Origin of the sequence: Pseudomonas fragi, assembly GCF_025426255.1 — a bacterium.
Lineage (GTDB): Bacteria > Pseudomonadota > Gammaproteobacteria > Pseudomonadales > Pseudomonadaceae > Aquipseudomonas > Aquipseudomonas kulmbachensis.
Map to the genome: position 1 here is coordinate 5187501 of NZ_CP104861.1, position 15266 is coordinate 5202766.

7 protein-coding genes and 4 rRNA genes (1 of these 11 only partly in view) are annotated in these 15266 nt (G+C 53.4%); 5 read left to right on the forward strand and 6 right to left on the reverse strand.

What is annotated here, in order from left to right:
- From N7D90_RS23810 to N7D90_RS23835, 6 genes are all read right to left on the reverse strand, one after another.
- Positions 1-522, reverse strand: a 16S ribosomal RNA gene (locus N7D90_RS23810) (it extends 1015 nt beyond the left edge of the window).
- A gap of 470 nt (positions 523-992) precedes the next feature.
- Positions 993-1108: ribosomal RNA gene (rrf, locus tag N7D90_RS23815) — 5S ribosomal RNA — on the reverse strand.
- A gap of 161 nt (positions 1109-1269) precedes the next feature.
- Positions 1270-4161: ribosomal RNA gene (locus N7D90_RS23820) — 23S ribosomal RNA — on the reverse strand.
- Between the two features lie 327 nt (positions 4162-4488).
- A 16S ribosomal RNA gene (locus tag N7D90_RS23825) occupies positions 4489-6025 on the reverse strand.
- Together the 16S, 23S and 5S rRNA genes form the textbook arrangement of a ribosomal RNA operon.
- 550 nt (positions 6026-6575) lie before the next feature.
- Positions 6576-7796 carry a CaiB/BaiF CoA transferase family protein gene (locus N7D90_RS23830; protein ID WP_261740261.1) on the reverse strand — a complete coding sequence of 407 codons (1221 nt, stop codon included), beginning with the start codon at positions 7794-7796 and terminating at the stop codon, positions 6576-6578.
- 14 nt (positions 7797-7810) lie between these two features.
- Positions 7811-8992 (reverse strand): acyl-CoA dehydrogenase, encoded by a 1182-nt coding sequence (locus N7D90_RS23835; RefSeq protein ID WP_261740262.1) that lies wholly within the window; start codon positions 8990-8992, stop codon positions 7811-7813.
- Between the two features lie 158 nt (positions 8993-9150).
- On the opposite strand from N7D90_RS23835, the gene N7D90_RS23840 reads away from it, so the two are divergent.
- The 5 genes from N7D90_RS23840 (at position 9151) to N7D90_RS23860 (ending at position 15045) form a co-directional block, all read left to right on the forward strand.
- Positions 9151-10047 carry a LysR family transcriptional regulator gene (locus N7D90_RS23840; protein WP_261740263.1) on the forward strand — a complete coding sequence of 299 codons (897 nt, stop codon included), beginning with the start codon at positions 9151-9153 and terminating at the stop codon, positions 10045-10047.
- A 436-nt stretch (positions 10048-10483) separates the two neighbouring features.
- Positions 10484-11605 (forward strand): Re/Si-specific NAD(P)(+) transhydrogenase subunit alpha, encoded by a 1122-nt coding sequence (locus tag N7D90_RS23845; protein WP_261740264.1) that lies wholly within the window; start codon positions 10484-10486, stop codon positions 11603-11605.
- Between the two features lie 11 nt (positions 11606-11616).
- Positions 11617-11940: an NAD(P) transhydrogenase subunit alpha gene (locus tag N7D90_RS23850; protein ID WP_261740265.1), complete on the forward strand. Its 324-nt coding sequence runs from the start codon at positions 11617-11619 to the stop codon at positions 11938-11940.
- The gene (locus N7D90_RS23855) at positions 11937-13373 is read left to right on the forward strand and encodes an NAD(P)(+) transhydrogenase (Re/Si-specific) subunit beta (RefSeq protein ID WP_261740266.1); all 1437 of its coding nucleotides are present in this window, start codon (positions 11937-11939) and stop codon (positions 13371-13373) included. The genes N7D90_RS23850 and N7D90_RS23855 overlap by 4 nt, the downstream gene beginning before the upstream one ends.
- Before the next feature lie 181 nt (positions 13374-13554).
- Positions 13555-15045 carry an acetyl-CoA hydrolase/transferase family protein gene (locus N7D90_RS23860; protein WP_261740267.1) on the forward strand — a complete coding sequence of 497 codons (1491 nt, stop codon included), beginning with the start codon at positions 13555-13557 and terminating at the stop codon, positions 15043-15045.
- The last annotated feature ends 221 nt before the right edge of the window (positions 15046-15266 follow it).

The window sequence follows — 15266 nt, forward strand, 5'->3', positions numbered from 1 at the left end:
GCGGCTGCTGGCACAGAGTTAGCCGGTGCTTATTCTGTCGGTAACGTCAAGACAGTCACGTATTAGGTAACTGCCCTTCCTCCCAACTTAAAGTGCTTTACAATCCGAAGACCTTCTTCACACACGCGGCATGGCTGGATCAGGCTTTCGCCCATTGTCCAATATTCCCCACTGCTGCCTCCCGTAGGAGTCTGGACCGTGTCTCAGTTCCAGTGTGACTGATCATCCTCTCAGACCAGTTACGGATCGTAGCCTTGGTGAGCCATTACCTCACCAACTAGCTAATCCGACCTAGGCTCATCTGATAGCGCAAGGCCCGAAGGTCCCCTGCTTTCTCCCGTAGGACGTATGCGGTATTAGCGTCCGTTTCCGAACGTTATCCCCCACTATCAGGCAGATTCCTAGGTATTACTCACCCGTCCGCCGCTCTCAAGAGAAGCAAGCTTCTCTCTACCGCTCGACTTGCATGTGTTAGGCCTGCCGCCAGCGTTCAATCTGAGCCATGATCAAACTCTTCAGTTCAAACATCTTTGGGTTTTTAAGAAACCCTAAACTTGGCTCAGCAATCGTTGGTTACATCTTTGATTTCTCGCGGAGTAACTTGTGATGCTGATAATCTTGTTGACTATCAGTCTGACTCCACAAGCACCCACACGAATTGCTTGATTCAGTTGTTAAAGAGCGGTTGGTTAGCTTTCGCTGAACCGAGGCGCGCATTCTACAGCAGCCTCTGTTGCTGTCAAGCGGTTATTTTAAGATGTTTTCAAAGTTTCCTTTGTAACATCAACCACTTGCGCTTTCGATCTCTCGTTAGCGGGAGGCGAATTCTACAGCGTTACACGCTGCTGTCAACACCTTATTTCCTGCTACGTTCAATCTACTTGTTAGCCAGGCAAATGGCCTGGTTAACAGCACACGCTTTTTACAAAGCTTGTACTTATACAAAAACAAAATCCCCGACTGCGTGAGCAGACAGGGATTTTGGAATTTAATCTTGACGATGACCTACTCTCACATGGGGAAACCCCACACTACCATCGGCGATGCATCGTTTCACTACTGAGTTCGGGATGGGATCAGGTGGTTCCAATGCTCTATGGTCGTCAAGAAATTCTGTAGCCAGGTCGTTTGCCTTTCGGCTTACGCTCCAGCGAATGGGTATGTAATAGAGTGGTGTTTTGTGAGTCGCAAACTTTCGGTTTGTATCGTCTTCACACACCGCAACTTGCAGGCTCTTGTATTCAAGGGCGCAAATTGCTTGGGTGTTATATGGTCAAGCCTCACGGGCAATTAGTATTGGTTAGCTCAACGCCTCACAGCGCTTACACACCCAACCTATCAACGTCGTAGTCTTCGACGGCCCTTTAGGGAACTCAAGGTTCCAGTGAGATCTCATCTTGAGGCAAGTTTCCCGCTTAGATGCTTTCAGCGGTTATCTTTCCCGAACATAGCTACCCGGCAATGCCACTGGCGTGACAACCGGAACACCAGAGGTTCGTCCACTCCGGTCCTCTCGTACTAGGAGCAGCCCCTCTCAAATCTCAAACGTCCACGGCAGATAGGGACCGAACTGTCTCACGACGTTCTAAACCCAGCTCGCGTACCACTTTAAATGGCGAACAGCCATACCCTTGGGACCGGCTTCAGCCCCAGGATGTGATGAGCCGACATCGAGGTGCCAAACACCGCCGTCGATATGAACTCTTGGGCGGTATCAGCCTGTTATCCCCGGAGTACCTTTTATCCGTTGAGCGATGGCCCTTCCATACAGAACCACCGGATCACTAAGACCTACTTTCGTACCTGCTCGACGTGTCTGTCTCGCAGTCAAGCGCGCTTTTGCCTTTATACTCTACGACCGATTTCCGACCGGTCTGAGCGCACCTTCGTACTCCTCCGTTACTCTTTAGGAGGAGACCGCCCCAGTCAAACTACCCACCATACACTGTCCTCGATCCGGATAACGGACCTGAGTTAGAACCTCAAAGTTGCCAGGGTGGTATTTCAAGGTTGGCTCCATGCAGACTGGCGTCCACACTTCAAAGCCTCCCACCTATCCTACACAAGCAAATTCAAAGTCCAGTGCAAAGCTATAGTAAAGGTTCACGGGGTCTTTCCGTCTAGCCGCGGATACACTGCATCTTCACAGCGATTTCAATTTCACTGAGTCTCGGGTGGAGACAGCGCCGCCATCGTTACGCCATTCGTGCAGGTCGGAACTTACCCGACAAGGAATTTCGCTACCTTAGGACCGTTATAGTTACGGCCGCCGTTTACCGGGGCTTCGATCAAGAGCTTCGCGTTAGCTAACCCCATCAATTAACCTTCCGGCACCGGGCAGGCGTCACACCCTATACGTCCACTTTCGTGTTTGCAGAGTGCTGTGTTTTTAATAAACAGTCGCAGCGGCCTGGTATCTTCGACCGGCGTGGGCTTACGCAGTAAATGCTTCACCCTCACCGGCGCACCTTCTCCCGAAGTTACGGTGCCATTTTGCCTAGTTCCTTCACCCGAGTTCTCTCAAGCGCCTTGGTATTCTCTACCCAACCACCTGTGTCGGTTTGGGGTACGGTTCCTGGTTACCTGAAGCTTAGAAGCTTTTCTTGGAAGCATGGCATCAACCACTTCGTTAACTAAAAGTTAACTCGTCATCAGCTCTCGGCCTTAGAATCCCGGATTTACCTAAGATTCCAGCCTACCACCTTAAACTTGGACAACCAACGCCAAGCTGGCCTAGCCTTCTCCGTCCCTCCATCGCAATAACCAGAAGTACAGGAATATTAACCTGTTTTCCATCGACTACGCTTTTCAGCCTCGCCTTAGGGACCGACTAACCCTGCGTCGATTAACGTTGCGCAGGAAACCTTGGTCTTTCGGCGTGGGTGTTTTTCACACCCATTATCGTTACTCATGTCAGCATTCGCACTTCTGATACCTCCAGCAAGCTTCTCAACTCACCTTCACAGGCTTACAGAACGCTCCTCTACCGCATCACCTAAGTGATACCCGTAGCTTCGGTGTATGGTTTGAGCCCCGTTAAATCTTCCGCGCAGGCCGACTCGACTAGTGAGCTATTACGCTTTCTTTAAAGGGTGGCTGCTTCTAAGCCAACCTCCTAGCTGTCTAAGCCTTCCCACATCGTTTCCCACTTAACCATAACTTTGGGACCTTAGCTGACGGTCTGGGTTGTTTCCCTTTTCACGACGGACGTTAGCACCCGCCGTGTGTCTCCCATGCTCGGCACTTGTAGGTATTCGGAGTTTGCATCGGTTTGGTAAGTCGGGATGACCCCCTAGCCGAAACAGTGCTCTACCCCCTACAGTGATACATGAGGCGCTACCTAAATAGCTTTCGAGGAGAACCAGCTATCTCCGAGCTTGATTAGCCTTTCACTCCGATCCACAGGTCATCCGCTAACTTTTCAACGGTAGTCGGTTCGGTCCTCCAGTTAGTGTTACCCAACCTTCAACCTGCCCATGGATAGATCGCCCGGTTTCGGGTCTATTCCCAGCGACTAGACGCCCTATTAAGACTCGCTTTCGCTACGCCTCCCCTATTCGGTTAAGCTTGCCACTGAAAATAAGTCGCTGACCCATTATACAAAAGGTACGCAGTCACCCAACAAAGTAGGCTCCCACTGCTTGTACGCATACGGTTTCAGGATCTATTTCACTCCCCTCTCCGGGGTTCTTTTCGCCTTTCCCTCACGGTACTAGTTCACTATCGGTCAGTCAGTAGTATTTAGCCTTGGAGGATGGTCCCCCCATATTCAGACAAAGTTTCTCGTGCTCCGTCCTACTCGATTTCACTGCAAAGATGTTTTCGCGTACAGGGCTATCACCCACTATGGCCGCACTTTCCAGAGCGTTCCGCTAACATCAATACAGCTTAAGGGCTGGTCCCCGTTCGCTCGCCACTACTAAGGGAATCTCGGTTGATTTCTTTTCCTCAGGGTACTTAGATGTTTCAGTTCCCCTGGTTCGCTTCTTAAGCCTATGTATTCAGCTTAAGATACCTAACTTATGTTAGGTGGGTTCCCCCATTCAGACATCTCCGGATCAAAGTCTGTTTGCCGACTCCCCGAAGCTTTTCGCAGGCTACCACGTCTTTCATCGCCTCTGACTGCCAAGGCATCCACCGTATGCGCTTCTTCACTTGACCATATAACCCCAAGCAATCTGGTTATACTATGAAGACGACATTCGCCGAAAATTCGCATGTTCAATTAAGAACTTATTCACAAATTTTACCTTAGCCTGAATAAACACCAGTGAAAGTGTTATCCAGTCTAACTTTCTATTACATACCCAAATTTTTAAAGAACGATCTAATCAAAAGATCAGAAATCAACATTCACTCTCTTTCGAGAAAATGTTCATTTCTAAGCTTTACGATAGAGAAGCCGTACAACTTAAGTGGCTTCTACCGTCTTTTACAGTGAATCAAGCAATTCGTGTGGGAACTTATGGAGCAGCTGATGTCGTCGATTAAGGAGGTGATCCAGCCGCAGGTTCCCCTACGGCTACCTTGTTACGACTTCACCCCAGTCATGAATCACACCGTGGTAACCGTCCTCCCGAGGGTTAGACTAGCTACTTCTGGTGCAACCCACTCCCATGGTGTGACGGGCGGTGTGTACAAGGCCCGGGAACGTATTCACCGTGACATTCTGATTCACGATTACTAGCGATTCCGACTTCACGCAGTCGAGTTGCAGACTGCGATCCGGACTACGATCGGTTTTATGGGATTAGCTCCACCTCGCGGCTTGGCAACCCTTTGTACCGACCATTGTAGCACGTGTGTAGCCCAGGCCGTAAGGGCCATGATGACTTGACGTCATCCCCACCTTCCTCCGGTTTGTCACCGGCAGTCTCCTTAGAGTGCCCACCATTACGTGCTGGTAACTAAGGACAAGGGTTGCGCTCGTTACGGGACTTAACCCAACATCTCACGACACGAGCTGACGACAGCCATGCAGCACCTGTCTCAATGTTCCCGAAGGCACCAATCTATCTCTAGAAAGTTCATTGGATGTCAAGGCCTGGTAAGGTTCTTCGCGTTGCTTCGAATTAAACCACATGCTCCACCGCTTGTGCGGGCCCCCGTCAATTCATTTGAGTTTTAACCTTGCGGCCGTACTCCCCAGGCGGTCAACTTAATGCGTTAGCTGCGCCACTAAGAGTTCAAGACTCCCAACGGCTAGTTGACATCGTTTACGGCGTGGACTACCAGGGTATCTAATCCTGTTTGCTCCCCACGCTTTCGCACCTCAGTGTCAGTATCAGTCCAGGTAGTCGCCTTCGCCACTGGTGTTCCTTCCTATATCTACGCATTTCACCGCTACACAGGAAATTCCACTACCCTCTACCATACTCTAGCTTGCCAGTTTTGGATGCAGTTCCCAGGTTGAGCCCGGGGATTTCACATTCAACTTAACAAACCACCTACGCGCGCTTTACGCCCAGTAATTCCGATTAACGCTTGCACCCTCTGTATTACCGCGGCTGCTGGCACAGAGTTAGCCGGTGCTTATTCTGTCGGTAACGTCAAGACAGTCACGTATTAGGTAACTGCCCTTCCTCCCAACTTAAAGTGCTTTACAATCCGAAGACCTTCTTCACACACGCGGCATGGCTGGATCAGGCTTTCGCCCATTGTCCAATATTCCCCACTGCTGCCTCCCGTAGGAGTCTGGACCGTGTCTCAGTTCCAGTGTGACTGATCATCCTCTCAGACCAGTTACGGATCGTAGCCTTGGTGAGCCATTACCTCACCAACTAGCTAATCCGACCTAGGCTCATCTGATAGCGCAAGGCCCGAAGGTCCCCTGCTTTCTCCCGTAGGACGTATGCGGTATTAGCGTCCGTTTCCGAACGTTATCCCCCACTATCAGGCAGATTCCTAGGTATTACTCACCCGTCCGCCGCTCTCAAGAGAAGCAAGCTTCTCTCTACCGCTCGACTTGCATGTGTTAGGCCTGCCGCCAGCGTTCAATCTGAGCCATGATCAAACTCTTCAGTTCAAACATCTTTGGGTTTTTAAGAAACCCTAAACTTGGCTCAGCAATCGTTGGTTACATCTTTGATTTCTCGCGGAGTAACTTGTGATGCTGATAATCTTGTTGACTATCAGTCTGACTCCACAAGCACCCACACGAATTGCTTGATTCAGTTGTTAAAGAGCGGTTGGTTAGCTTTCGCTGAACCGAGGCGCGCATTCTACAGCAGCCTCTGTTGCTGTCAAGTGGTTATTTTAAGATGTTTTCAAAGTTTCCTCTGTAACATCAACCACTTGCGCTTTCGATCTCTCGTTAGCGGGAGGCGAATTCTACAGCGTTACACGCTGCTGTCAACACCTCATTTCCTGCTTCGATGACTTGAAGCTGACACTGCCGAAAACCAATCCAACTCATTGAAACTCAAGGAGTTTTCCGTTTCGACTGCGCCGGAAGTGGGCGAATTATAGGCCGTTACAATTTTAGGTCAAGGCTTAATTGAGCAAAACTATCAATTAGTCCGAAAGCCCCCAAATTACACCTATATAGAGGGGTGCTGGCGCACCCCTCTATATAGCTACAACACACCCGACAACCGCAAAGCCTGCACCGCACCCGCCTGCATCCCCAACACCCGCTCCAACACCTGCTGAGTATGCTCACCCAACAAAGGAGGGGCATTACGGTACTCCACCGGCGTTTCGGACAACCGGATAGGGCTGGCCACTTGCGGCACCAGTCCCGCCAACGCATGGGGCAACTGCATCGCCAGCCCCCGAGCCTGTACCTGAGGATCAGCAAACACCTGAGCCAGGTCATTGATCGGCCCACAGGGAACACCAACCGCCTCCAGCTGCGCTACCCACTCAGCCGTGGTCTTGAACACCGTCGCCTGCCTGATAAGCGGCACCAGCACCCCGCGATTAGCGACACGCAGCTTGTTGGTAGCAAAGCGCGGATCATCCACCCACTCAGACCGACCTGCCACCTCTGCAAACTTGCGGAACTGGCTGTCATTCCCCACGGTAAGGATGAAGTCACCATCTGCCGTCGGAAAATCCTGATAAGGCACAATATTCGGATGAGCATTGCCCAGACGCTGAGGGGCAACACCTGTAGTTAGATAGTTCATCGCCTGATTCGCCAGGCAGGCCACCTGCACATCCAACAGTGCCATATCAATATGCTGACCACCGCCGTCATGCTGACGATGTGCAAGAGCTGCCAGAATCGCGACCGTGGAGTAGAGCCCGGTCAAAATGTCCGTGAGCGCAACTCCAACCTTTACCGGACCTGCGCCCTCCTCCCCCTCTGGCCGCCCGGTCAGACTCATCAGACCGCCCAAGCCCTGAACCATGAAGTCATAACCTGCCCGCTTGGCATAGGGACCGGTTTGACCGAACCCTGTAATCGAGCAGTAGATCAAATCGGGATTCAATGCCTTTAGCGACGCGTAGTCCAAGCCGTAAGCTTGCAGACCACCCACCTTGAAGTTCTCGATCAGGATGTCGGACTTGGCCGCCAGCTCACGAACCAGCTGCTGCCCCTCAGGCTTGGTGAAATCAATAGTTACCGATTGCTTGTTGCGGTTGGCCGACAAGTAATAGGCAGCCTCCCCGGTACTCTCGCCATAGGCATCTTTAAGGAAGGGCGGCCCCCAGGCACGAGTGTCATCACCATTACCCGGGCGCTCAACCTTGATCACCTCAGCCCCCAGGTCCGCCAGTATCTGCCCCGCCCACGGCCCCGCCAGCACACGAGACAAATCCAACACCCGCAAATGCGATAAAGCACCCATGAGCCGAGCTCCTGTTAATAGAACGCCTGAAGACCAGTCTGCGCACGACCAAGGATCAAGGCATGCACGTCATGCGTGCCTTCATAGGTGTTAACAACTTCCAGATTGACCAGATGACGAGCTACCCCGAACTCATCCGAGATACCGTTACCGCCCAGCATGTCGCGAGCCATACGTGCGATATCCAAGGACTTGCCGCATGAGTTGCGCTTCATGATTGAAGTAATCTCAACAGCCGCAGTACCTTCGTCCTTCATCCGCCCCAGACGCAGGCAACCCTGCAGAGCCAACGTAATCTCGGTCTGCATATCAGCCAGCTTTTTCTGGATCAACTGAGTTGCCGCCAAAGGCCGACCAAACTGATGACGATCCAGGGTGTACTGACGCGCCGTGTGCCAGCAAAACTCAGCGGCACCAAGCGCACCCCAGGAGATGCCATAACGAGCAGAGTTAAGGCAGGTAAAAGGACCTTTCAGGCCGCGCACATCCGGAAAGATGTTCTCTTGCGGCACAAACACGTTATCCATAACGATTTCACCTGTAATGGAAGCACGCAAGCCAACCTTGCCGTGAATCGTAGGCGTAGTCAGACCCTTCCAGCCTTTTTCCAGAACAAAGCCACGAATGTCGCCTTCATCGTCCTTGGCCCACACCACAAATACATCAGCGATAGGACTGTTGGTGATCCACATCTTGCTACCCGTCAGGCTGTAGCCGCCATCTACCGAACGGGCACGAGTGATCATCGCGCCTGGATCAGAACCATGATTAGGCTCTGTCAGACCAAAACAGCCAATCCACTCGCCAGACGCCAGCTTGGGTAGATACTTTTGCTTTTGCGCCTCAGTACCGAACTCATTGATCGGCACCATTACCAGAGACGACTGCACACTCATCATCGAGCGATAACCTGAGTCGACACGCTCAACCTCACGCGCAATCAGGCCGTAGCTGACGTAGTTAAGGCCACTACCACCGTACTGCTCAGGAATCATTGCACCCAGCAGACCGGTTTCGCCCATTTCGCGAAAGATCGCAGGGTCAGTCTTCTCATTACGGAAAGCCTCAAGCACACGCGGCGCCAACTTGTCCTGAGCAAATTGCTCAGCACTGTCGCGCACCATGCGCTCTTCTTCAGTGAGCTGCTGATCCAGCAACAGTGGATCAATCCAGTTGAAGCTTGCTTTACCCGCCATGAGAGAACCCTCGTGTAATAGGTCAAATATCGTGGGCCAATCCTAGGCCCCTTCTATATAGAAGGACAAACGAGGATTCGACACCATCTTGTGATAATTTATCACTCCGTAGCCCTCAAGAAAGCCATTTCTGACTGTATTTAGTGAGGAAGCCGTACATGCGCCGCAAGATCCCTAGTACAACAGCTCTCATCAGCTTCGAGACCGCTGCACGTCACGAAAGCTTTACCAAGGCAGCACATGAGCTATCCCTCACTCAAGGGGCTATTTGCCGACAGATTGCCGGCCTGGAAGAGTTCTTGAGTGTAGAACTCTTCCGACGCTCCAAGCGCGGCGTAAAGCTGACTGAAGCAGGGCTTTCCTACAGCCGGCGCATTGCCACCCAGTTGGATGCCGTAGAACGGGATACGCTGTCCGTCATGGGCCAACAAGGTGCCAACGTGATTGAGCTGGCCGTAGTGCCCACTTTCGGCACGCAATGGCTATTACCTCGCCTCAAGGACTTCCAGCAACAACACCCGGACGTCACAGTAAACCTGACCAACCGCACACGCCCCTTCCTGTTTGCCGATACCGATTTTGATGCCGCCATCTATTTCGGCGATGCCGATTGGTCCGGCACATCGTCCTACCGTCTGATGGGCGAAAACCCGGTCCCCGTGTGTAGCCCCGCATTATTAGGCGCACAGCAGAACCTCAGCCCTCAAGCGCTCGCAGAACTGCCCCTACTGCAACAAACCACCCGCCCCTACGCCTGGCGCCAATGGTTTAACGCCCAGGACATGAATGTGCCACGAGACATGACCGGCCCACGTTACGAACTGTTCTCGATGCTGGCCCAGGCCGCCATGCATGAAATGGGAGTAGCCCTGATCCCGCCCTTCCTGATTCAGCGCGAACTGGCCGAAAAACGCCTGGTGATTGCCAATGATTGCGCCCTGTCCAGCACCAAGGCTTACTACCTGATGATCCCTGAACGAAAAATTGAATCAGCTTCACTGCAAGCTTTCCAGGACTGGCTGATCACGCAGGCCAAGGGATACAGCCTGATTTAATGCACCGCATCGTCCAGATAAACTATGTAGTGCCTCAAAAAATAGCACTACATATATAAGGAAATGTCGCTTTTAAACACTCTGTACTTTGGTCTAACTGGACAAACCTGAAGGCCAGTAACCACGCGGCCTGCAGGGTATTTCTCAAAGTTATGCAGCGATAACCAAAAGAAATGTGAAAAAAACTCAAAAAACAGGTAAATCTCCTGAAAGCCACGTTTTTAAAGGCGTGCAGCCAAGCGTTGCGACATTCGGTCACTGCATGACTTGTAGTTTAGATCTCGTCATCCTCCATAAGTCCTTGAAGGGCAAAAAAATTGCCAGCAGAATGCCCCGCCCCACCCATACTTTGGTGGGATCGTGCTGATCGGCCGCCCCAGTCGCACCATCCGTAGTGCGCTGGCTTTCTTATAAAAGATCACGCAGGAGATATGACGTGCACATTGGTGTTCCTCTCGAGACCCATACGGGTGAAACGCGGGTTGCTGCAACCCCGGAAACCATCAAGAAGCTGATCGGCCAAGGCCATAAAGTGACTGTTCAAAGCGGCGCTGGCATTAATGCCAGTGTTATCGACAGTGCTTATGAAGCCGCCGGCGCGACTATTGGCAACGCTACAGATGCTTTCGGCGCAGAGCTGATTCTCAAGGTTGTCGCTCCCAGCGATAGCGAACTGGCCCTGATCAAAACCGGCACCGTGCTGATTGGTATGCTTAACCCGTTCAGCAATGAAACCATTGCCAAACTGGCCGAGCGTGGGATCACCGCCTTCTCTCTCGAAGCTGCTCCACGAACCTCTCGTGCGCAAAGTCTTGATGTGCTGTCATCCCAAGCCAACATTGCTGGCTATAAAGCCGTCCTCGTCGCGGCTCACCACTATCCGCGCTTTATGCCGATGCTGATGACTGCCGCCGGGACCGTTAAAGCCGCTCGCGTGCTGATTCTGGGCGCTGGTGTTGCCGGCTTGCAGGCCATTGCCACCGCCAAGCGTTTGGGTGCAGTAATCGAAGCCTCCGATGTGCGACCTGCGGTTAAAGAGCAGATCGAATCCCTAGGCGCCAAATTTGTCGACGTACCTTACGAAACCGACGAAGAACGCGAATGCGCCGTTGGCGTAGGCGGTTATGCCCGCCCGATGCCAGCAAGCTGGATGCAGCGCCAGGCCTTGGCCGTTCACGAACGCGCCAAGCAGGCGGATATCGTGATCACCACCGCCCTGATCCCGGGCCGTAAAGCGCCTGTTCTGCTCAGCGCTGAAACCGTGGCCCAGATGAAACCAGGCTCGGTGGTCATCGACCTGGCTGCTGCCCAGGGCGGCAACTGCCCGCTGACCGTCGCCGACCAAGTGGTGGTTGAACATGGAGTGACCATCGTCGGCCACACCAACCTGCCCGCCATGGTTGCCGCTGACGCCTCGGCGCTTTACGCCCGCAACCTGCTGGACTTCCTCAAGCTGGTCTTCACCCCCGAAGGGCAGTTCCAGATCAACCTTGAAGACGACATCGTCGCCGCGTGCCTAATGTGCCGCGACGGTCAAGTCGTGCGCAAAAACGGCTGAGGATAAAAATAATGGAAGAACTCATCTCCCCCGGTATCTACAACCTGATCATCTTCGCGCTGGCCATTTATGTGGGCTATCACGTGGTCTGGAACGTTACCCCGGCGCTGCACACTCCACTCATGGCCGTTACCAACGCCATTTCGGCGATTGTCATCGTGGGCGCCATGCTCGCCGCCGCACTGACTGTTACCCCACTGGGTAAAACCATGGGCACATTGGCGGTCGCGCTGGCTGCCGTAAACGTATTCGGTGGATTTTTGGTCACCCGGCGCATGCTGGAAATGTTCAAGAAGAAAGCACCTAAAGCCAAAGAAGAGGTGCGCAAGCCATGAGCATGAACCTGGTCACTGTTCTGTATCTGGTTGCATCCATTTGCTTTATTCAGGCCCTCAAAGGTCTGTCACACCCCACTACCTCACGTCGCGGCAACCTGTTCGGCATGCTTGGCATGGGTCTGGCGATCATTACCACCGTCGGCCTGATCTACAAGTTAGGCGCCGAGATCGCCACCGCCGGTATTGGCTATGTGATTGTCGGCCTGCTGGTCGGCGGCACCGCTGGCTCGATCATGGCCAAACGCGTCGAAATGACCAAAATGCCTGAGCTGGTGGCTTTCATGCACAGCATGATTGGCCTCGCGGCGGTATTCATTGCGATCGCGGCCGTGGTCGAACCGCAGTCGCTGGGCATCGTCAAACACCTGGGCGACGCCATCCCTGCGGGCAACCGTCTGGAACTGTTCCTGGGCGCGGCCATTGGTGCAATCACCTTCTCCGGCTCAGTGATCGCCTTCGGCAAACTCTCGGGCAAGTACAAGTTCCGCCTGTTTCAGGGAGCACCGGTACAGTTCAGCGGCCAACACAAGCTGAACCTGGTACTGGGCCTGGCTACGTTGGGCCTGGGCATCACCTTTATGCTGACCGGCAACCTCAACGCCTTCGCGCTGATGCTGGCTCTGGCGTTTGTGCTGGGTGTGCTGATCATCATCCCGATTGGCGGCGCTGACATGCCGGTCGTGGTATCGATGCTTAATAGCTACTCAGGTTGGGCTGCAGCCGGTATCGGCTTCTCACTGAACAACTCGATGCTGATCATCGCCGGTTCGCTGGTAGGTTCTTCGGGTGCGATCCTGTCGTACATCATGTGCAAGGCGATGAACCGTTCGTTCTTCAACGTGATCCTCGGCGGCTTTGGTGGCGCAACTGACACTGGCGGCCCGGCGGGCGCACAAGAAGCTCGTCCGGTTAAATCCGGCTCGGCTGACGATGCCACCTTCCTGCTGATGAACGCCGACACCGTGATCATTGTTCCGGGCTATGGCCTGGCGGTAGCACGGGCACAACATGCGCTCAAAGAGCTGACCGAAAAGCTGACCCATCGCGGCGTAACCGTGAAGTATGCGATTCACCCGGTTGCAGGTCGCATGCCTGGCCATATGAACGTGCTGCTGGCCGAGGCCGAAGTGCCTTACGACCAAGTGTTCGAGATGGAAGACATCAACTCCGAGTTTGGCCAAGCCGACGTAGTGCTGGTGCTGGGCGCCAACGACGTGGTCAACCCCGCAGCCAAGAACGATCCGAAATCGCCAATTGCAGGCATGCCGATCCTCGAAGCTTATAAAGCCAAAACCGTCATCGTTAACAAACGCTCAATGGCCAGTGGCTATGCAGGTCTGGATAACGAACTGTTTTATCTGGATAAAACCATGATGGTCTTCGGCGACGCCAAAAAAGTTATTGAAGATATGGTCAAAGCCGTCGAGTAACATCCCGCATCATCGCAATATCGAGAACCCCGGCGCGGTAATGGCCGGGGTTTTTCTTTTTCCAAAGAACCCGACCAAAGGCTCTAAATCGGCCGCTGGCATTCGACCATGGTAGCGGGACGAAAGGCTCTGAAAATGAATAGACTGCGCCTCTTGCTTCCGTTGCCCGAGATAACAATCCATGTACCGTGAACGTATTCGCCTGAACTCCCTGCACGATAAGGTCATGAGCGCCGAAGATGCCGCCGCCCTTATCCAAGACGGCATGACCGTCGGCATGAGCGGTTTTACCCGTGCCGGTGAAGCCAAAGCCGTCCCGCAGGCCCTGGCCGAGCGGGCTAAAAAGTCGCCACTTAAAATCACCCTGATGACCGGCGCCAGCCTGGGTAACGACCTCGACAAGCAATTGACCGAAGCCGGTGTACTGGCCCGCCGCATGCCATTTCAGGTAGACAGCACCCTGCGCAAGGCGATCAACGCCGGCGAAGTGATGTTTATCGACCAGCATTTGTCCGAAACCGTTGAGCAACTGCGCAACAATCAGCTCAAGCTACCCGACATTGCAGTTATCGAAGCCGTCGCTATTACCGAGCAAGGTCATATTGTTCCGACGACCTCCGTGGGCAACTCCGCCAGCTTCGCGATTTTCGCCAAACAGGTGATCATCGAGATCAACATGGCGCATAACCCGAACCTGGAAGGTTTGCACGACATCTATATCCCGACCTACCGCCCGACGCGTACGCCGATTCCGCTGGTGAAAGTCGACGATCGTATCGGCAGCACCGCGATCCCGATCCCGCCGGAAAAAATCGTCGCTATCGTGATCACCAATAAGCCGGACTCGCCGTCCACCGTGTCCGAGCCGGACAGCGAAACCGACGGCATCGCCTTTCACCTGATCAATTTCCTCAAACAGGAAGTTGAAGCCGGGCGCATGACCAACAAGCTCGGCCCGCTGCAAGCCGGTATCGGTAACATCGCCAACGCCGTGATGTGCGGCCTGATCGACTCGCCGTTCGAAGACCTGACCATGTACTCCGAAGTACTTCAGGACTCGACCTTTGACCTGATCGACGCGGGCAAGATGACCTTCGCTTCGGGCAGCTCCATCACCTTGTCGGAACGTCGCAACTCGGACGTGTTCGGCAACCTGGAGCGCTACAAGGACAAGTTGGTGCTGCGCCCGCAAGAGATCTCCAACCACCCTGAAGTGGTTCGCCGCCTGGGCATCATCGGGATTAATACCGCGCTGGAATTCGACATCTACGGCAACGTTAACTCCACGCACGTCTGTGGCACACGGATGATGAACGGCATCGGCGGTTCAGGCGACTTCGCCCGCAACGCGCATCTGGCAATCTTCGTTACCAAATCGATTGCCAAGGCCGGGGCAATCTCCAGCGTGGTGCCAATGGTCAGCCACGTCGACCACACCGAGCACGACGTCGACATCCTCGTCACCGAGCAAGGCCTGGCTGATTTGCGCGGTCTGGCTCCGCGTGAGCGCGCACGCGTGATTATCGACAACTGTGTGCACCCTGACTTCCGTGAAGCCCTGAATGACTACTTCACCAAGGCCTGCGCAATTGGCGGTCACACACCGCACATCCTGCGTGAAGCCCTGAGCTGGCATATCAACCTGGAAGAAACCGGGAAAATGTTGCCGTAACACGCGAGCTAGACAGCCGCTGACCGAAAACTGTTTCGTCAGCGGCTTTTTTATACCTGTAATTTCAAAAACTGTACTGCTGTACTGGTCAATTTCTCTCCCTGAAACACACTTCCCCTACCATTTTTGCCAATTTCGCACCATTAAAGTGCGCACAGGTACAGTTGTGCTCATTTCTAGCCGTACAGCCCTCTTAAACAGTTAACTGGCCCATTGCAATA